The organism is Arthrobacter sp. MMS24-T111, assembly GCF_054888995.1.
The window spans coordinates 2,853,274-2,871,444 of sequence record NZ_JBTZRO010000001.1 but is presented as its reverse complement, the minus strand read 5'-3'; the positions used below and the strand labels follow the sequence as shown (position 1 = coordinate 2,871,444).

18 protein-coding genes and 1 tRNA gene are annotated in these 18,171 nt (G+C 66.1%); 6 read left to right on the top strand and 13 right to left on the bottom strand.

Translation table 11 applies throughout. The annotated features are described in order from the left end of the window. Positions 1–124: 124 nt before the first annotated feature. The 6 genes from ACX5I6_RS13450 to ACX5I6_RS13425 form a co-directional block, all read right to left on the bottom strand. A complete protein-coding gene (locus ACX5I6_RS13450; protein WP_461840785.1) occupies positions 125–922 on the bottom strand; it encodes an IclR family transcriptional regulator in 798 nt (265 codons plus the stop codon). A gap of 249 nt (positions 923–1,171) precedes the next feature. Continuing rightward, positions 1,172–1,462, bottom strand: coding sequence for a hypothetical protein (locus tag ACX5I6_RS13445; RefSeq protein ID WP_461840784.1), 291 nt, complete (start codon positions 1,460–1,462; stop codon positions 1,172–1,174). A gap of 100 nt (positions 1,463–1,562) precedes the next feature. Then, a tRNA-Val gene (locus tag ACX5I6_RS13440) sits at positions 1,563–1,635 on the bottom strand. Between the two features lie 101 nt (positions 1,636–1,736). After that, positions 1,737–2,657: an NAD-dependent protein deacetylase gene (locus ACX5I6_RS13435; protein WP_133832861.1), complete on the bottom strand. Its 921-nt coding sequence runs from the start codon at positions 2,655–2,657 to the stop codon at positions 1,737–1,739. Between the two features lie 6 nt (positions 2,658–2,663). Next, on the bottom strand, positions 2,664–3,158 hold the full coding sequence (locus ACX5I6_RS13430; RefSeq protein ID WP_461840783.1) for a peroxiredoxin: 495 nt from the start codon (positions 3,156–3,158) through the stop codon (positions 2,664–2,666). Next, the gene (locus ACX5I6_RS13425) at positions 3,155–3,574 is read right to left on the bottom strand and encodes a DUF3052 domain-containing protein (RefSeq protein WP_026265207.1); all 420 of its coding nucleotides are present in this window, start codon (positions 3,572–3,574) and stop codon (positions 3,155–3,157) included. The genes ACX5I6_RS13430 and ACX5I6_RS13425 overlap by 4 nt, the downstream gene beginning before the upstream one ends. 426 nt (positions 3,575–4,000) lie before the next feature. Here ACX5I6_RS13425 and aceE point away from each other — a divergent pair, with 426 nt between their 5' ends. From aceE to fabF, 6 genes are all read left to right on the top strand, one after another. Then, on the top strand, positions 4,001–6,742 hold the full coding sequence (aceE, locus tag ACX5I6_RS13420) for a pyruvate dehydrogenase (acetyl-transferring), homodimeric type (protein ID WP_461840782.1): 2,742 nt from the start codon (positions 4,001–4,003) through the stop codon (positions 6,740–6,742). Positions 6,743–6,897: 155 nt separating this feature from the next. Continuing rightward, positions 6,898–8,142, top strand: a complete 1,245-nt coding sequence (locus ACX5I6_RS13415; RefSeq protein ID WP_018759983.1) for a PucR family transcriptional regulator — start codon at positions 6,898–6,900, stop codon at positions 8,140–8,142. 88 nt (positions 8,143–8,230) lie between these two features. Next, positions 8,231–9,160, top strand: a complete 930-nt coding sequence (locus tag ACX5I6_RS13410; protein ID WP_461840781.1) for an ACP S-malonyltransferase — start codon at positions 8,231–8,233, stop codon at positions 9,158–9,160. After that, on the top strand, positions 9,157–10,218 hold the full coding sequence (locus ACX5I6_RS13405) for a beta-ketoacyl-ACP synthase III (protein ID WP_461840780.1): 1,062 nt from the start codon (positions 9,157–9,159) through the stop codon (positions 10,216–10,218). The genes ACX5I6_RS13410 and ACX5I6_RS13405 overlap by 4 nt, the downstream gene beginning before the upstream one ends. 76 nt (positions 10,219–10,294) lie before the next feature. Next, positions 10,295–10,540 carry an acyl carrier protein gene (locus ACX5I6_RS13400; RefSeq protein WP_009359314.1) on the top strand — a complete coding sequence of 82 codons (246 nt, stop codon included), beginning with the start codon at positions 10,295–10,297 and terminating at the stop codon, positions 10,538–10,540. Positions 10,541–10,712: 172 nt separating this feature from the next. Continuing rightward, positions 10,713–11,948 (top strand): beta-ketoacyl-ACP synthase II, encoded by a 1,236-nt coding sequence (fabF, locus tag ACX5I6_RS13395; RefSeq protein ID WP_285247744.1) that lies wholly within the window; start codon positions 10,713–10,715, stop codon positions 11,946–11,948. Positions 11,949–12,058: 110 nt separating this feature from the next. Here the strand turns inward: fabF and ACX5I6_RS13390 are convergent, their stop codons facing one another. From ACX5I6_RS13390 to ACX5I6_RS13360, 7 genes are all read right to left on the bottom strand, one after another. Then, positions 12,059–12,562: a DUF3145 domain-containing protein gene (locus ACX5I6_RS13390; RefSeq protein ID WP_026264214.1), complete on the bottom strand. Its 504-nt coding sequence runs from the start codon at positions 12,560–12,562 to the stop codon at positions 12,059–12,061. 235 nt (positions 12,563–12,797) lie between these two features. Continuing rightward, entirely contained in the window at positions 12,798–13,724 is a 927-nt protein-coding gene (locus ACX5I6_RS13385; RefSeq protein ID WP_461840779.1) for a tyrosine recombinase XerC, read from the bottom strand. A 47-nt stretch (positions 13,725–13,771) separates the two neighbouring features. Next, positions 13,772–14,905 carry a DNA-processing protein DprA gene (dprA, locus tag ACX5I6_RS13380; protein ID WP_461841718.1) on the bottom strand — a complete coding sequence of 378 codons (1,134 nt, stop codon included), beginning with the start codon at positions 14,903–14,905 and terminating at the stop codon, positions 13,772–13,774. A gap of 98 nt (positions 14,906–15,003) precedes the next feature. After that, entirely contained in the window at positions 15,004–16,548 is a 1,545-nt protein-coding gene (locus tag ACX5I6_RS13375) for a YifB family Mg chelatase-like AAA ATPase (RefSeq protein WP_461841717.1), read from the bottom strand. Then, complete coding sequence (locus ACX5I6_RS13370; RefSeq protein ID WP_018759991.1) at positions 16,548–16,904, bottom strand: YraN family protein; 357 nt, start codon at positions 16,902–16,904, stop codon at positions 16,548–16,550. The genes ACX5I6_RS13375 and ACX5I6_RS13370 overlap by 1 nt, the downstream gene beginning before the upstream one ends. Before the next feature lie 102 nt (positions 16,905–17,006). Beyond that, positions 17,007–17,333, bottom strand: coding sequence for a DUF2469 domain-containing protein (locus ACX5I6_RS13365; RefSeq protein ID WP_018759992.1), 327 nt, complete (start codon positions 17,331–17,333; stop codon positions 17,007–17,009). Between the two features lie 48 nt (positions 17,334–17,381). After that, complete coding sequence (locus ACX5I6_RS13360) at positions 17,382–18,170, bottom strand: ribonuclease HII (protein WP_461840778.1); 789 nt, start codon at positions 18,168–18,170, stop codon at positions 17,382–17,384. Position 18,171: the final 1 nt, after the last annotated feature.

Genomic DNA, 18,171 nt, shown 5'->3' with positions numbered 1-18,171 from the left:
TGGCCTGGCGGGTCAGCAACGGCACCCGAGATGCCGATCACTATGTTGAACAGAGTACAGCAAGTTGGACAACTGGCAAGCGGTTGAGGCAAAAGTAGTTCAACTTTCCCTTGGGGACGCCTTCCTAGCTCATGGGATTGCCCAAGGACCGTGCCAGTTCCTGAAGTTCCTTGACCATCTGCGCACCCTGCTCGGGGGTGTAGGTTGCCTTCAGCGCCGTCACCGACAACCCCAGGCTGGGTCCATGGGAGCCGCGGGTGGGGACAGCCACGCCCAGGCAGACCACGCCCGTGGTGGATTCCTCGTCCTCGAAGGCGTAGCCCTGCTCCCGGATGGACCGCAGCTGATCCTTGAGCTCGCGACCGGTCCGCAGGGACTTCGGGGTGAGGACGGGCAGTTCGGCGTCGTCGGGGAACAAGGCGTCGATGTCGTGGTCGTGAAGCCTGGCGATCAACACCTTGCCCACGGCACAGAGGGAGACCGGCATTTTGTCGCCGATGTTGGAGGTGAGCCGGACAGCCGGGTGTCCCTCGTAGCGCGCCAGGTAGATGACATTGGTCCCGTCCAGCATGGCAATCCGCACCGTCTCGCCGGAAAGGGTGGGCGCCTGCTCGCAGTACCGGTAGAACTCCTGGACCTCGTCCATGCGGCTGAGGTAGGCCGCGCCAAGCTCAACCAGCTTGCGGCCAAGCATGAATTCGGAGCCCTGCCGGCTGATGAGGCGGGCGTCCTCCAACGCCAAAAGCAGGTTGGAGGTGGAGGATTTCGGGATTCCCAGCTCCCGGGCAAGGTCACTGAGGGTCAGCCGCCCTCCTGCGGACGCAGCCAGTGCCTCCAGGACGGCGGCAGCGCGGGTAACGGCCGGCGCAGGCGAAGCGCTTGCGGGCCCTTCGGAGGAACGTGGGGTGCGGGAATCGGCCATGATTCTCCTTCGGTAGGCGCATGCACTCATCAGCTCTGTCCATTCAGCTGAACACAACCCATCATAGTGGCTGGCCTTGGCGGACCTGCAGTGCCGGCCGACGCCCGCGCGATGACGCGGGCGCCTCGGGACTTTTTGTTTCCGGGAGTTCACGGTATATTCGTCCCAGGCCCTCCACCGCGGCATCCCCCAATAGTCGCGGTGGAGGGTTTTCCAATGCCCACTGGCGGGCGGACCAAGCGGGGCAGGTCAGGCCGCATCCGCTTCCGACTCCCTGCGCCGCCAGCCGCCGCCCAGGCCGTCACGCTGGAGATACATGGTGGTCAACGCGGACCGGATGTTGTTTCCCAGCCGCACCTGCAACTGCAGGACTTCCACGTCCACTCCGCTGTTGCCCTTCGGCATCCGGCGGCTGGTCTCCCACCAATTGACGCGTTCGTACCACCTCACCGGCTCGGCACCCACCGCCCATTCCCTGCCGCGGCTCAGCACCGCCGTCGGCATTCCCTCGCTGTCTGTGTGCACTATGACGTGTTCCATCCCTGAAAGGTATGGCGGAGCACTGACAATGGGACTGGAAAGCCGAAAAACAAAAACCCCGCCGCCCGCCGGAAGGCGGGACAACGGGGTTCCATATGAGTGGGTCCTACCGGGATCGAACCGATGACATCCACGGTGTAAACGTGGCGCTCTACCAGCTGAGCTAAAGACCCAAATCACGCGGCTTCGGGCGGTAACGCCGCAACCAACGAACATAAACTGTACCCGACGTTGGACCGCGAACGCGAATCGGCACGCCCGGGGCCGCCATGGACTACAGGGGAGGAAGTTCAGCTGCGAGGTAGCCCAATGCCTGGCTGACCCCGGCTTCGAGTTTGATGGTTGCCTTGTCATCGCCGCGGGTGGCGCCCCGGTTGATGATGACCACCGGCTTTGACTGCTTGGCGGCGTGCCGAACGAACCGCAGGCCGCTCATGACCGTCAGGGAAGAACCGGCCACGACCAGGGCGGCTGCTTCGTCCACCATCGCGTAGGACCGCTCCACCCGGTCCTTGGGCACGTTTTCACCGAAGTAGACAAAGTCTGGCTTCAGGGTGCCGCCGCACGCAGGGCAGAGCGCCACCACGAAGCTGTGGATGAGCGCCTGGTCCTCGACGGTGGCGTCAGCGTCGGGCGCCATCTCCACGAGTCCGGAAGCTGCCGCCCGCTCCAGGAAGCCGGGGTTGAGTTCCTCGAAAACACCGGCCAGGAGACGCCTGGAATACGTCCGCCCGCAGTCCAGGCAGATCACTTGGTCATACCGGCCGTGGAGGTCGACGACGTTTGAACTGCCTGCATCCTGGTGCAGCCGGTCGACGTTCTGGGTAATGAGTCCGGTGAGGAAACCGCGCCGTTCGAGTTCGGCTGCGGAATAGTGGCCCTGGTTTGGATCAGCATGCCGCATATGCGACCAGCCAATGTGGTTCCTGGCCCAGTATCGGCGCCGGTTGGCGGCGTCGCGGACAAACTCCTGGTAGGTCATGGGTGAACGGGGCGGCGAGTCCGGGCCGCGGTAGTCGGGGATCCCGGAATCCGTGCTGAGCCCGGCTCCGGTCAGCAGGGCGAAACGAACCCCGGCGAGCAGGTCCCGGATCCGGACCAACACCTCAAGGTCCGCACCGGAGGGCGGGGCCGGGGCCACCGGCGGCATGCTGGCAAAGCCCGTCAGGCCTGTCCCCCGCCGCTGCTCAGCCATGCCGCCTCAGGCCTGCTTCAAATCCGCCAACGCCGCCCGGTACTCACCGAAGTCGCGGGCTTGGCCCCGTGGGTTCACCACGCTGTACCGGACAGTGCCCTCTGCATCGATGATGAAGGTGGCCCGTTTGGCCATGCCGCTGCCGGCGTCGAACACGCCGTAGGCGCGGGCCACGGCCCCGTGCGGCCAGAAATCGGCCAGCAGGTCGAAGCCGTACCCTTCCTGGGCCGCGTAGGCGCGCAGGCTGAACTTGCTGTCAGCGGACACGGCCAGGACTACGGCGTTCGAATCCTCGAACGTGGCAAGGTTGTCACGTATCTCGCAGAGCTCGCCGGTGCAAATCCCCGAGAAGGCAAACGGGTAGAACACCAAGGCCACGTTCTGTCCACGGAAGGACGAGAGGCGCACCGGCTCACCGTACTGGTTGGCCAGCTCAAAGTCGGGCGCGGTTGTGCCTACGGCGGGAACCACTGCGGAAGCGGCCTCGACCGCTGCCGTCATTTGTTCTTCCTGCTGACCAGGCGCGCCGCGCTCCAGTCTTTTGAGACACCTGCAGAGGTGGTGACATGCAGGCCGGCCGTTGGTGCGGCTTCCTGGATGTCTGCCGGCGAGACGTAACCGTCCCTGCCCGACTTGGGGGTCAGGACCCAGACGACCCCGTTTTCGCTCAGGGTAGTGAGGGAATCCATCAGGCTGTCGACGAGGTCACCGTCACCGTCGCGCCACCAAAGGATGACAGCGTCCGCCACCTCGTGGTCGTCCTCATCCAGCAGCTCCGAGCCTGTGAGGTCTTCAATATCGTCACGCAAGTCGAAATCGACGTCGTCGTCGTAACCGAACTCCTGAATCAGATCCCCATTTTTGAAACCCAATTTTTCCGCCACATTTACCGAAGTGGCGGCGTCGGCCTCGCTCACGTGTTCCTCCAATACGTCATATATGCGTTGTGCATAGTGATTTCCATTACTCCCAAGCCAACACCCTTTGCGCCTGCGCTTCAAGCTGCCGCCCCCGGGATTGCGCATATTCTGCGTCACATCCAGCTGCGGCGGCGCCCCGGCAGGGGTATTGGCCACACAACCAGTATGACGAACGAAATACAACAGCAGCACCTGGACCGCGGCTACGCATCGTGTTGCCGTCAGGGCTAGAGTGGCTGGTGACAACTATGCCCGCGGGACGACACCCCTGTGACTCCGGACAGGCATAGGAGCGCTAGGAAGCTGCCCGGCACACATGACCGGGCTGTTGTAACCGATACGTCGCACACGGCGTATATACGCCGGGCAGTCACCCTGCCTGGCCTGAGTGCGCCGATTCATGCGCGCAAAGAGAGGTTGGACGTGGCTGCAGGAGAAGATACCTCCCATATCCTCAGCGGGTTGACTAACCAGCTGCCTGATCGTGATCCGGAAGAGACTGCCGAGTGGGTTGAGTCCCTGGATGCGTTGATCAGGGAACAGGGCACTGAGCGTGCCCAATACATCATGCGGAGCCTGCTGCAGCGCGCGGGCGCGCAGAGCGTCGGGGTGCCGATGGTGACCACCACCGATTACGTGAACACCATCCCGGTGGACCAGGAAGCGGAGTTCCCGGGCAACGAGGAATTCGAGCGCCGGTACCGGGCCTACATGCGGTGGAACGCCGCGGTCATGGTGCACCGGGCGCAGCGGCCCGAGATCGGCGTCGGCGGGCATATCTCCACCTACGCCGGGGCAGCGACCCTGTACGAGGTCGGGTTCAACCACTTCTTCCGCGGCAAGGACCACCCCGGCGGCGGGGACCAGGTTTTCTTCCAGGGCCACGCCTCCCCCGGCATGTACGCCCGGGCGTTCATGGAAGGACGCCTCTCCGAGGAAGACCTCGACGGGTTCCGGCAGGAAAAGTCCCGTGCCGGCCACGCCCTGTCTTCCTACCCGCACCCGCGGCTGATGCCGGACTTCTGGGAATTCCCCACCGTGTCCATGGGCATCGGGCCGATGAACGCGATCTACCAGGCCCAGAACAACCGCTACCTGCACAACCGGGGCCTGAAAGACACCTCGGACCAGCAGGTCTGGGCGTTCCTGGGCGACGGGGAAATGGACGAGCCCGAGTCCCGCGGCCTGCTCCAGCTCGCCGCGAACGAAAACCTGGACAACCTGAACTTCGTGATCAACTGCAACCTCCAGCGCCTCGACGGCCCGGTCCGGGGCAACGGGAAGATCATGCAGGAACTCGAAGCGTTCTTCCGCGGCGCGGGCTGGAACGTCATCAAGGTCGTCTGGGGCCGGGAATGGGATGACCTGCTCACCCGCGACACCGACGGCTCACTCGTGAAAATCATGAACGAAACCGTCGACGGCGACTACCAGACCTACAAAGCCGAATCCGGCGGCTTCGTCCGCGAACACTTCTTTGGTAAAACCCCGCAAACCAAAGACCTCGTCGCGGACCTCACCGACGACCAGATCTGGAACCTCAAACGCGGCGGCCACGACTACCGCAAGGTCTACGCCGCCTACAAAGCCGCCACCGAATTCAAGGGCAAACCCACCGTCATCCTCGCCCACACCGTCAAAGGCTACGGACTCGGACCACACTTCGAGGGCCGCAACGCGACCCACCAGATGAAGAAACTGACCCTGGATGACCTGAAGAAGTTCCGCGACCACCTCCGGATCCCGATCACCGACGAAGAGCTCGAGAAGGATTCGTACCGGCCGCCGTATTTCCACCCGGGCACCGACGCGCCGGAAATCAAGTACATGATGGAACGCCGTGCAGCACTGGGCGGCTCCGTGCCCGAGCGGCGCAGCAAGCACGCCGAGATCACCTTGCCGGACGCGAAGTCCTACGAGGTGGCCAAGCGCGGGTCCGGCAAGCAGCAGGCCGCCACCACCATGGCATTCGTGCGCCTGCTCAAGGACCTGATGCGGGATAAGAACTTCGGCAAGCACATCGCCCCGATCATTCCCGACGAAGCCCGGACGTTCGGTATGGACGCGTTCTTCCCGACCGCGAAAATCTACAACCCCAAGGGCCAGAACTACCTCTCCGTGGACCGCGACCTCGTCCTGGCCTACAAAGAATCCCCCGCAGGCCAACTCATCCACCCCGGCATCAACGAAGCCGGCGCCGTGGCAGCCTTCACCGCCGCCGGAACCGCCTACGCCACCCACGGCGTACCCCTGGTCCCGGTCTACGTGTTCTACTCCATGTTCGGCTTCCAACGCACCGGCGACGCCTTCTGGGCCGCCGCGGACCAAATGACCCGCGGCTTCATCATCGGCGCCACCGCAGGACGGACCACCCTCACCGGCGAAGGCCTCCAACACGCCGACGGCCACTCCCCCCTCCTGGCCTCCACCAACCCCGCCGTCCTCACCTACGACCCCGCCTACGGCTACGAAATCGGACACATCATCCGCTCCGGCCTCGAACGCATGTACGGGCCGGACTCCACGGACAAGAACCTCATGTACTACCTCACCGTGTACAACGAGCCCATCGTCCAACCCGCCGAACCCGAAAACCTCGACATCGAAGGCCTCATCAAGGGCATCTACCTCCTCGCCCCGGCAAAGATCGACGGTCCCCGCACCCAGATCCTCGCCTCCGGCGTCTCCGTGCCCTGGGCCATCGACGCCCAACGCATCCTCGCCGACGACTGGAACGTCTCCGCCGACGTCTGGTCCGTCACCTCCTGGAACGAACTGCGCCGCGACGGCCTCGCCGCCGAAGAAGAAGCCTTCCTCAACCCCGGCCAACCCGCCCGCACCCCGTTCGTCACCCAGCAACTCGAAGGCGCCACCGGCCCCATCGTCGCCGTCACCGACTACATGAAAGCCATCCCCGACCAAATCCGCCAGTTCGTCCCCAACGAATTCGCCACCCTCGGCGCCGACGGCTTCGGCTTCTCCGACACCCGCGCAGCAGCCCGCCGCTACTTCAAAAACGACACCCACTCCATCGTGGTCCGTGCCCTTGAAATGCTGGCGCGCCGCGGCGAGGTGGATGTTGATGCCCCGGTCAAGGCGATTGAGAAGTACAAGCTGCTGAACGTGAACGCCGGCACCACCGGCAATGCCGGCGGGGAGGCCTGACAGCCTTTCGCAGCAGCACCAACGGCGGCCCCCTCCATCACGGAGGGGGCCGCCGTCGCGCGTTCCAAGGTGCCTGCCTGCTGTGACGCAGCGCAAAGCGGATTGTAGCCTTCGCACAAATGGAGCTTGCGCGGTGGGGGCCGTATGCTCAAAGAATGCCAGCACCAGCCAGCCCGTCCGCCAAACGGAAACCGAGCCCGCCGAAGGTCACACCGGAGAAGTCCGAAACCCTTAAGCAGCTGCGGGCCAACGTCGGCCAGCTTTCCACCACCACCATGCGCAAGCTTGAGCAGTCGCTGCCCTGGTACAGCCGGCTCAGCTCCGACGAGAGGTCGGCCCTGGGCATGGTGGCCCAGAACGGGATCGCGGCATTCGTCACCTGGTACGAGCGTCCAAGCTCTCCGTCGTGGATCCTGACGGATGTGTTTGGGACGGCGCCCACGGAACTGACCCGCTCCATCAGCCTGCAGAAGGCGTTGCAGCTGATCAGGATCGTGGTGGAGGTTGTCGAAGACCAGGTTCCCGTCATTGCCCCGGAGGCAGACCAGCCGTCCCTGCGCGAAGCAGTCCTTCGGTACTCGCGGGAAGTCGCGTTCGCCGCAGCCGATGTCTACGCCCGGGCCGCCGAGTCGCGGGGCTCCTGGGACACCCGGCTGGAAGCCCTGATCGTGGATGCGATCCTTCGGGGTGAAAACACTGATGCGCTCCGCTCCCGCATCGCGGCCCTCGGCTGGAAGGCGCAGGAGCGCTTCACGGTCATGGTGGGGAATTCGCCGTCCGAACCCAGCGCCAGCTACGTGAGCGAACTGCGGCGGATGGCCGGGCGTTTCGCGGAGGACGCACTGGTGGGGATCCAGGGCGACCGGCTGATCCTCATTCTGGGCGGGGTGCAGGACCGCGAATCGGCCTATGTGAAGCTGAGCGAAATGTTCGCACCCGGCCCCGTGGTCTACGGCCCCGAGGCCGGTTCCCTGCTGGAGGCCAGCGGATCGGCGCAATCGGCGTTTGCCGGCCTCACCGCCGCCCGGGCGTGGCCGTCGGCGCCTCGGCCGGTGGCGGCCGACGATTTGCTGCCGGAACGGGTGATTTCCGGCGATGATGCCGCACGGCGGTCCTTGGTCAAGAATATTTACCGGCCCCTCGTGGCGGCGTCCAACGGCCTGGTGGAAACCCTGGGAACCTACCTTGAACTGGGACATTCGCTGGAGGCCACGGCGCGGGAACTTTTCGTCCACGCCAACACCGTCCGGTACCGGTTGAAGCGTGTTTGCGACGTCACCGGCTGGGACCCGCTGCTGCCCCGGGAGGCGTTTGTGCTCCAGGCAGCGCTCGTGGTGGGCCGCCTTTCTGCCCCGCCCAAGGCCGCCACGGAGCGGCAGTCGTCCCGGAACCAAGCGTGAGTCATTGTAGACTTCCTACAACCTGACCCCGTGAGCTTGGTGCGGTGAAACACCGCTGGATCACACAGTAATTTGGAAAGCTGGTTACGTGCTTGCAATAGTCTGCCCTGGACAGGGCTCGCAGACCCCGGGTTTTCTGGCCCCTTGGCTGGAACTACCTTCGGTGGCAGGCCAGCTGGCCGCCCTGAGCGACATCGCGGGGATCGACCTGATCGCCCACGGGACCACCTCCGACGAGGAAACCATCAAGGACACCGCCGTTGCGCAGCCCCTGATCGTCGCAGCAGGCCTGGTCACAGCTGCTTCCCTCTTCGACGTGGAGCTCAATTCCCTTCCGGTCATCCTCGCCGGCCATTCGGTGGGTGAAATCACTGCTGCCGCCCTCGCCGGCGTGCTGACAGAGCAGGAAGCCATGACCTTTGTCCGCGAACGGGCCAACAGCATGGCCGCCGCGGCTGCCGTCACGCCCACCGGCATGAGCGCCGTCGTGGGCGGTGACCCCGCCGAAGTGCTGGCTGCCATTGAGTCAGCCGGTGCGGCCCCCGCGAACGTCAACGGCGCAGGCCAGACCGTCGCCGCCGGAACTTTCGACCAGCTGAAGGCGCTGGCCGCGAACCCGCCGGCCAAGGCCCGGGTGATTCCGTTGAAGGTGGCCGGCGCGTTCCACACCAGCCACATGGCACCGGCAGTTGACGCGCTGAAGGCGCTGGAACCGCAGCTGAACCCGGTAGCCCCCAAAGTGCCCCTGCTGTCCAACTACGACGGCGGCGAGGTCACCGACGGCGGTGCCGCCGTCGAGAGCCTCATCGCCCAGGTTTCCCGCCCGGTGCGGTGGGACCTCTGCATGGACGCGATGGTCAAGCGCGGTGTCACCGGACTCATCGAACTCGCCCCGGCAGGCACCCTGGCCGGACTCGCCAAGCGCGGCATGCCCGGCGTCAAGACCGTAACGGTCAAGACCCCCGAAGACCTTTCCGCCGCCCTGGCGCTGTTCGCAGAGCTGGAGGGCAACGCATGAGCGTCCCCACGCTGAAGCAGGCTCCCATCCACGAGCACACCCGCGTCCTCGGGCTGGGGGCGTACCGTCCTGACGTCATCGTCACGAACGAGGACGTGTGCCAGTGGATCGATTCCTCCGATGAGTGGATCCGCCAGCGCACCGGCATTGTGACCCGGCACCGCGCGGCCGCGGACGTGAGCGTCATCGACATGGCTGAGGGCGCTGCCCGCGAGGCCATGCAGAAGGCCGGGATCGAAGCTTCGCAGCTCGGCGCCGTCATCGTGTCCACCGTGACGCACCCCTACGCGACGCCGTCAGCCGCTGCCAGCCTGGCGGACCGCATCGGTGCCACGCCGGCACCGGCCTTCGACATCTCCGCAGCCTGCGCCGGTTACTGCTACGGCATTGCCCAGGCCGATGCCTTGGTCCGTTCCGGCGCCGCCAAGTACGTCCTGGTGGTGGGCGCGGAAAAGCTCTCGGACGTCATCGACAACCGGGAACGCACCATCTCTTTCCTGCTCGGCGACGGCGCCGGCGCCGTCGTCGTGGGTCCCTCCGACACTCCCGGCATCGCCCCGTCGGTGTGGGGTTCGGACGGCAGTAAATGGGATGCCATCGGCATGACCCGTTCCCTGCTGGATGTCCGCGATCTTGGCATGGCCGCCCGGCAGTCCGATTCCACCGGCGACCTTGCCCTCCTTGAAGAAGCGCAGGAGCTCTACCCCACGCTCAGGCAGGACGGCCAGACCGTCTTCCGCTGGGCCGTGTGGGAAATGGCGAAGGTTGCCCAGCAGGCGCTCGACGCTGCCGGCGTCGAGGCGGAAGACCTGGTTGCCTTCATCCCGCACCAGGCGAACATGCGCATCATCGATGAGATGGTGAAGAAGCTGAAGCTGCCCGAGACGGTTACAGTGGCACGGGACATTGCCGACGCCGGCAACACGTCCGCGGCCTCCATCCCGTTGGCAACGCACCGTCTCCTGCAGGAGAACCCCGGGCTGAGCGGCGGGCTGGCGCTGCAGATCGGTTTCGGCGCCGGGCTGGTCTTCGGCGCGCAGGTAATTGTCCTTCCCTAGATACGCCCAAGGGCCGCGACCGCGACCCGACCGTTTCCGGCAGCCCCTGCCGGCAATACAAGAAAAGGAGCCATCAATGGCTAGCAACGAAGAGATCCTGGCCGGCTTGGCTGAAATCGTCAACGAAGAAACCGGCCTGGCCCCGGAGGCTGTCGAGCTGGACAAGTCCTTCACCGAGGACCTGGACATCGACTCCATCTCCATGATGACCATCGTGGTCAACGCCGAGGAAAAGTTCGGCGTCCGCATTCCCGACGAAGAGGTCAAGAACCTCAAGACCGTCGGCGACGCCGTCAGCTTCATTGCCGGAGCACAGGCCTAATCCAGGCTTCCGCCGCTCACGGCTTGGCTGGGCTGCCGATCCGGTTTGACCGGATCGGCAGCCCGCCGCATCTAACCGGCACAGTGCCCCCGACCGGGACTGGCCGATCATCAAATGTGCGGGACCCTGCGGTTGGCGCAGGCGGATTCCCCACCGACGAAAGAGTGATCCCATGACGCGCAAAGTAGTCATTACCGGTCTGGGTGCCACCACGCCCATCGGCGGCGATGTACCCACCATGTGGAACAACGCCCTCAAGGGGGTCTCCGGTGCCCGCACCCTGGAGGACGACTGGGTAGCCAAGTACGAGCTCCCCGTCCATTTCGCTGCCCGCTGCAGCACCCCCGCGCTGGATGTCCTGAGCCGGGTTGAAGCCAAGCGGATGGACCCCTCCACCCAGTTCGGCGTCATTGCAGCCCGGGAGGCCTGGGCCGACTCCGGCATCACCGAATTCGACCAGGACCGTTTGGCTGTTGCCTTCGCCACCGGCATTGGCGGCGTCTGGACCCTGCTGGATGCCTGGGACACCCTCAAGGAGAAGGGCCCGCGCCGGGTCTTGCCCATGACCGTTCCCATGCTGATGCCCAACGGCGTGGCGGCGGCCGTCAGCCTTGACCTCGGCGCCCGTGCCGGCGCGCACACCCCGGTGTCCGCATGCGCCTCAGGCACCGAAGCCATGCACCTTGGCCTCGAACTGATCCGCTCCGGCAAGGCGGACGTGGTGATGTGCGGCGGCGCAGAAGCCGCAATCCACCCCATGCCGTTGGCGGCCTTCGCCTCCATGCAGGCGCTGTCCCGCAGGAATGACGAACCCGAGCGCGCCTCCCGTCCCTACGACACCGACCGTGACGGCTTTGTGATGGGTGAAGGGGCCGGAGCCCTGGTCCTGGAGGCCGAGGAGCACGCCCTGGCCCGTGGAGCACGCATTTATGCCGAGCTCGCAGGTACGTCCGTCACAGCCGACGCCTACCACATCACCGCTCCGGATCCCCAAGGCCTCGGCGCCACGCGCGCGCTCAAGGCAGCCATGTTCGACGGCCGCATCCAGGCTGAGGACGTGGTGCACGTCAACGCCCACGCGACGTCGACCCCCGTAGGCGACAAGCCGGAATACACGGCACTGCGTGCCGCCCTGGGCAGCCACGTGGACAACGTGGCGGTTTCCGCGACCAAGTCGCAGATGGGGCACCTCCTGGGCGCGTCCGGCGCGGTGGAGGCGGTCCTGACCGTCCTGGCCGTGCACGAGCGCAAGGCACCGGTCACCATCAACCTCGAGAACCAGGATCCTGAGATCCCGCTCGACGTCGTCACCTCGGCCCGCGACCTGCCTGCCGGGAACATCGTGGCGCTGAGCAATTCCTTCGGGTTCGGCGGCCACAACGCCGTCGTGGCCATCCGCAGCATCTAACCCCGTCCGGCAGAACGCCTGGACAGCAAGAGGAGGCCCCGCCGGCTGGCGGGGCCTCCTCTTGTGCTATGGATTAGTACTCGTTTGGCCGCCCGGGCGGACGACGGCGGTCAGCCCACCTGGTGCAGCCAGCGCACGGGGGCGCCTTCGGCAGCGTGGCGGAACGGCTCCAGTTCCTCGTCCCACGCCTCGCCCAGGGCCAGCGAGAGTTCGTGATAGACGGCAGCGGGATCGCCCGCACCTGATTCGTAGGCGTAGCGGATGCGGTCCTCCGACACCATGATGTTGCCATGCACGTCGGTGACGGCATGGAAAATCCCCAACTCCGGGGTGTGCGACCACCGGCCGCCGTCCACGCCCTGGGTTGGTTCCTCGGTCACCTCATAGCGCAAATGCGCCCAGCCACGGAGGCAGGACGCCAGCTTGGATCCCGTGCCGGGGGTTCCGGTCCAGGAAAGCTCCGCACGAAACATTCCGGGCGCGGCAGGCTGCGGGGTCCACTCAAGGTCCGTCCGCTTATCCACCACAGCCCCGATTGCCCACTCGACATGGGGGCACAGGGCCGTAGGGGCTGAGTGAACAAACAGCACACCGCGGGTCATTGCAACAGACATTCCATCCTCCATAGCTCTAGGTACGTCTTCCCCAACGACCTCTGCCCGGATGGAACTGCCGTGCCCTGCACTGCGGCGGTGGTTCCCGATATTCAGATGTATCAGATTAAGCTGTGTCCGGACTTGCTGAGCCGAATGAAGCTCAGGGAGCTTCAAGCGAGACTTGAAAGTTGCCGGACGTGACTCTCATTGTGCCGTACCCCGCGGAATTACGCCAGTGCGATTAGCCACACTCTCAGGCCCGGGGGTGTGCCTGCTGATAGCTCTTCCGCAGGCGGTCAACCGAGACGTGCGTATAGATCTGGGTAGTGGCGAGGCTGCTGTGGCCAAGGATCTCCTGCACGGCACGCAGATCCGCTCCGCCGTCGAGCAAATGCGTTGCAGCGGAGTGCCGCAACGCGTGGGGCCCGGACACGGAGGTGTCACCGAGGGCACCGAAAAGAGTGTTGACCAGGGCGCGGACCTGGCGCTGGTCAACCCGGCCACCGCGGGCGCCCAGGAAGAGCGCCGGCCCGCTGGTGCCCGTTGCCAGGGCAGGGCGTCCCCGCCGCAGCCAATCGTCGACAGCGAGCGCGGCCGGCACACCGTAGGGCACGGTGCGCTCTTTGTTGCCTTTACCGATGACCCGCAGCGTCCGGCGGTCCGGGTCCAGATCGTCGACGTCCAACCCGGCAAGTTCACCTACCCTGATGCCTGTGGCGTAGAGGAGCTCCACAACGGCACGGTTACGCACGGCCAGCGGGTCACCGTCCAGTGCCGCGTTTTCGAGCCCTTCCAGCATTCGAGTCAGCTGGGACGCCTGGAGTACTCCCGGCAGGGATCCTTCGCGTTTGGGGGCTTTCAGGCGCAGGGCGGGGTCCGTCTCCAGGAGTTCTTCCCGGAGGGCCCAGGCAGTGAATGCCCTGGCCGTAGCGGACCGGCGCGCCAGCGTGGCGCGTGCGGCACCCGCCGAGCTCTGGCTGCCGAGCCAACGGCGGAAGGTTCCGAGTTCGAGGTCTTTCAGCCCGGCCGCGCCCTCGGATGCGGCATGCGCCAGGAGGCTCCGCAGGTCGCCCAGGTAGGCGCGCCGGGTATGCTCCGACACGGCCCGCTCCCCCGACAGGTAGCCGGCAAATGCGTCCAGTGCCGCGCCGAGCTCCTTGGGCAGTTCGTCATGGTCCACTCCTACACTTTCTCAGGCTTGCCGGCGTTCACCGCAGCCGGACACGGTCAGACCTTGCCTCGTTTCCAGCCTCCGCGTTCAGACACGGCCAGTCCGAGCAGCCCGAGCCGGCCGAGGCCCGCCCGCACCGAGTCCTGCCCCAGTCCGGCCACCGCCGAGAGCTTTTCCACCGACGTGGTGGAGCGCAACGGAAGTGCATCCAACAGGATCAAGTCCTCCAGGGTCAGCCCGTCCTGCACGGCGGCTGCGCCTGGCCGTTGTTCGGGCAGCCCCGCTCCGCTGGGCGCGGCAAGTTCGGCCACTTCCGCGGCGTCGGTGACGCAGACCGCGCCACCGTCCCGTAGGAGCCGGTGGCAGCCGGCCGAGTTGGCACTGTGGACTGAACCGGGAACCGCACCTACTGCCCGCCCAAGGGTTTCGGCGTGGTGGGCTGTGTTCAGCGCACCGGAGCGCCACCGCGCTTCCACCACTACTGTCACTGACGAAAGCGCAGCAATCAACCGGTTCCGCTGCAGGAACCGGTACCGGGTGGGCGCCGATCCCGGCGGTACCTCTGCCAGCACCGCGCCCTGGTTGGCCACGGCCCTGAGCAGGTCTTCGTTTCCGGACGGATAGAACCGGTCCACTCCCCCGGCCATCACGGCGATGGTCGGGACGGCTGAGGATCCTCCCGCGAGGGCGGCACGGTGCGCGTGGGCATCGATGCCGTAGGCTCCGCCCGACACTACCGTGAAGCCCCGTTGCGCCAGCGAGTATGCCAGATCGCCTGTCACCGCAGCCCCGTAGCTGGTGCTGTCACGGGAACCTACCAGGGCGATGGACATGGCTGCGACCGGCAGCGGCTGTTCCTGGCCCCGCCACCACAGGCAGAGGGGCTCCTGGATGCCGAGGCCGGCCAACTGGGCGGGCCACAGCTTGTCCGTGGGAATGATCAGGCGGCCACCCAGGCGTGCCATCGTGGCCAGGTCACGTTCCGGCGCCAGATCGGGGATCCGGGGCTGCCAGCGCTTCAAGGCTGCAGCCATGCCCGCCCAGCTGCTCGTGCCGCTGTCAGCCAGCAACGAGGTGATTTCACGTTCCAGGTCAGCCCCGGCCGTGACCCGCCCGGTGGCAATCCGAAGGGCATCCGTTGCCCCCGCAACATGCACGAGGGCCAGGCCTGCGGCGTCCTGGGGCTCCATGAGACGGGACAACGCTGCCCGGGCCAACCGCTCGTCAACCTTTGCTGGATCGTTTGCCACGCGCAGTTCCTTTAGTTTGTTCACGTTTGCCGTCCTCCTCAAGCCACTGCCGCGGCAGCCTGCCGCAAGCCAAGCGCCTGCCCGATGTCGTTTGCGTCCGGCAGGTCCCGCCGGCCCAAGTCGGCCAAGGTCCATGCCAGCCGGAGGACACGGTCATAGCCGCGGGCGGTCAGGACCCCGCGCTCCAAGGCCTGGTCCAGGATCCGGGTGGCTGCCGGAGCGAGCCGCAAGTCTCCCCGCAGGATGCGCCCCGGGACCTGCGAGTTCGTTTCCAGGCCAAAGCTCCGAAGCCGCTCTCCCTGCCGCTCACGCGCTGCCCTGACCCGCCGGGCGACCGTTCTCGTGTCCTCTTCCCGGCCGGCCTGCCCGAACTCGGCCAGGGACACCCTTTCCACCTGCAACTGGATGTCCACCCGGTCCAGGAGTGGGCCGGACATCCTGGCAAGGTAACGGCGGCGCATGACGGGAGTACACGTGCAGTCCAGGCCCTTGCCGGATGCCTTGCCGCACGGGCAGGGGTTGGCGGCCAGCACCAGCTGGAAGCGGGCCGGGTAGGCGGCCGTCCCGGCCGCCCGGTGAATCACCAGCTCACCGCTCTCCAGGGGCTGACGCAAGGCATCCAGAACCCGGCGTTCATATTCGGGGGCCTCGTCAAGGAACAGCACACCGCGGTGGGCGCGTGATGCCGCCCCCGGCCGCGGAAGTCCTGAACCGCCTCCGATGATGGCCGCCGCAGTGGCCGAGTGGTGCGGGTTCTCGAACGGTGGCCGGCGCAGAAGCTGGACCGAGGACGCCGGCAGGCCGCACAGCGAGTGGATGGCCGTGACCTCCATGGACTCATGGTCGCCAAGATCCGGCAAAAGGCCAGGCAACCGTTCCGCAAGCATGGTCTTGCCTGCTCCGGGCGGCCCCGTGAGGAGCAGGTGGTGTGCCCCTGCGGCAGCCACTTCCAACGCCTGGCGCGCTTCGGCCTGGCCGGCAACATCGGCCATGTCTGGACACGGGCCGGCCGCCGGGTGTCCATCGTCAACATCGTCGGCGTCGTCCGGTTCGAAGTCCAGGGCGAGCTCCTGCGGATCTGCCCCAAAGTCCAGGGCCAGCCGGGCCAGCGTGCGGTAGCCGCGGACACTGGCGCCGGGCACTAGTGAAGCCTCGGCAAGGTTTGCCTGCGCCACGACGACGTCCGGATAGCCGGCTTGTACCGCGGCCATCACGGCAGGCAGGATTCCCCGGACCGGCCGCAACCGTCCGTCGAGGCCGAGCTCGGCAATGAAGACGGTACGTCCGGTGGCTTTGACGTCGTTCGATGCCCTCAGCACGGCCATGGTGACCGCGAGGTCGAAACCCGAACCACGTTTAGGCAGCGACGCCGGAATGAGGTTGGCGGTGATCTTCCGGCGGCTGAGCGGGATGCCGGAGTTCTTCGCGGCAGAACGGATCCGTTCCTTGGCTTCGTTGAGGGCCGCGTCCGGGAGCCCGAGGATGACGAAGGCCGGCAGTGTTTGGCCAATGTCGGCCTCCACTTCGACCACGTACCCGTTCAGCCCTACCAAGGCGATGGAGTAAGTCCGCCCCAGGGCCATCACCCAACCCCCTTGAGGTGCTCCACCACAGGGTGGCCGCCGCCGTCGTCCACCACGGCGATAACGTCCACGCGGCGCAGGGGCATCCGCAATTCCCGGTCGCGGCACCAGGCGGCGCCGAGCCGGTGCAGGCGTGCCAGCTTCTCCGGCCCCACTGCTTCAAAGGGATGGCCAAAGTCCAGGGAGCGGCGTGTTTTGACTTCTGCGATGACCAGCGCGTCACCGTCAAGGGCCACGATGTCGATCTCGCCCTCGGTGCATCGCCAGTTGCGCTCCACCACCAGCATGCCCAGCGTTTCCAGATAACCGGTGGCGAGGTCTTCGCCGCGCCGGCCCAGCAGGTCCTTCGATTTCATGTCTACCTCCGGAACCAGCTTGGAGGCGAACCGCTGCAGGGTACAGAAAGGCCCTGCCGTATGTGGACAGGGCCTTTCTGTGGAGGGGAAGTCGGAGCGCTGCTAGTTGCCCAGGTCCACGTCCTTGGGCAGGGCCAGCTCCTCGTTGCGCGGCAGTTCTTCGACGTTGACATCCTTGAAGGTCAGGACCCTGACGCTCTTGACGAAGCGGGCCGAGCGGTAAACGTCCCAGACCCAGGCGTCCTGGAGGGTCAGGTCGAAGTAGACCTCGCCGTCGGCGCTGCGGGCCTGCAGGTCCACGTGGTTGGCGAGGTAGAAACGCCGCTCGGTCTCGACAACGTAGGTGAACAGTCCGACGACGTCGCGGTATTCACGGTAGAGCTGAAGCTCCATGTCGGTTTCATAGTTCTCAAGATCCTCGGCACTCATGCTTCCATCTTGCACCATGTCCGGCGGCGCCGGCGCCGGGGGCAGGACTCAGGCTTGGTCCTGCGCTTCTTCGTCGGGGGATTCGATGCCCTGCAGCTCGCCGCCAAGCAGCCGCCAACTGACCCGGTGGTAGGGAGTGGGTCCGGCTGCGCGCAGGACGTCACGGTGGGCTGCGGTGGCGTAACCCTTGTTGATGTCCCAGCCGTAATCCGGGTACTCGAGGTGCAGTTCGCGCATGATCCGGTCCCGCTCCACTTTGGCGATGACGCTCGCTGCGGCCACACTCAGGCACTGCATGTCCGCTTTGACCTTGGTGTGGACGGGCGCTTCACAAGCGGCTTCCACCACCGGCTGGTCGAACAAGGAAAGCTGCTCTGCCGGAGAGAGCCAGTTGTGGCTTCCGTCCAGCAGCACCGCTTCCGGAATGACTCCGGCGCCCAGGACGGCCCCCCAGGCACGGGTTCCTGCCAGCCGCAGGGCTGCAATGATGCCGAGAGAATCGATCTCGGCGGCGGTCGCATGGCCAACCGCCGAAGCAACGCTCCAGCGCCGCACCAACGGTTCCAGCCGCTCGCGCTCGGCCGGGCTGAGGAGCTTGCTGTCACGCACGCCCGCCAGCGGCTTTTGGCGCTCCAGGTCCACGACGGCGATTCCCACGCTGACCGGCCCGGCAAGCGCACCACGGCCCACCTCGTCAACACCGGCCAGGAGCCGCACGCCCTGGGCCTTGAAGGTACGCTCGTGCCGCAAAGTGGGCGCCTTGGCCCCGCGCGCCGGCTTGGCTCCCACGCTTCTGCGCGGTGTTGCTGCGGGGACGGTGCGGGTGGCGGACGGCATG

Coding starts and splice junctions, on each gene's coding strand:
- ACX5I6_RS13365 (WP_018759992.1), bottom strand. CDS start 17,333: ATGAGTGCCGAGGATCTTGAGAACTATGAAACCGACATGGAGCTTCAG.
- ACX5I6_RS13400 (WP_009359314.1), top strand. CDS start 10,295: ATGGCTAGCAACGAAGAGATCCTGGCCGGCTTGGCTGAAATCGTCAAC.
- ACX5I6_RS13390 (WP_026264214.1), bottom strand. CDS start 12,562: ATGTCTGTTGCAATGACCCGCGGTGTGCTGTTTGTTCACTCAGCCCCT.
- ACX5I6_RS13435 (WP_133832861.1), bottom strand. CDS start 2,657: ATGGCTGAGCAGCGGCGGGGGACAGGCCTGACGGGCTTTGCCAGCATG.
- ACX5I6_RS13370 (WP_018759991.1), bottom strand. CDS start 16,904: ATGAAATCGAAGGACCTGCTGGGCCGGCGCGGCGAAGACCTCGCCACC.
- ACX5I6_RS13375 (WP_461841717.1), bottom strand. CDS start 16,548: ATGGCCCTGGGGCGGACTTACTCCATCGCCTTGGTAGGGCTGAACGGG.
- fabF (WP_285247744.1), top strand. CDS start 10,713: ATGACGCGCAAAGTAGTCATTACCGGTCTGGGTGCCACCACGCCCATC.
- ACX5I6_RS13450 (WP_461840785.1), bottom strand. CDS start 922: ATGGCCGATTCCCGCACCCCACGTTCCTCCGAAGGGCCCGCAAGCGCT.
- ACX5I6_RS13415 (WP_018759983.1), top strand. CDS start 6,898: ATGCCAGCACCAGCCAGCCCGTCCGCCAAACGGAAACCGAGCCCGCCG.
- ACX5I6_RS13360 (WP_461840778.1), bottom strand. CDS start 18,170: ATGCCGTCCGCCACCCGCACCGTCCCCGCAGCAACACCGCGCAGAAGC.
- ACX5I6_RS13445 (WP_461840784.1), bottom strand. CDS start 1,462: ATGGAACACGTCATAGTGCACACAGACAGCGAGGGAATGCCGACGGCG.
- ACX5I6_RS13405 (WP_461840780.1), top strand. CDS start 9,157: ATGAGCGTCCCCACGCTGAAGCAGGCTCCCATCCACGAGCACACCCGC.
- dprA (WP_461841718.1), bottom strand. CDS start 14,905: ATGGAGCCCCAGGACGCCGCAGGCCTGGCCCTCGTGCATGTTGCGGGG.
- ACX5I6_RS13430 (WP_461840783.1), bottom strand. CDS start 3,158: ATGACGGCAGCGGTCGAGGCCGCTTCCGCAGTGGTTCCCGCCGTAGGC.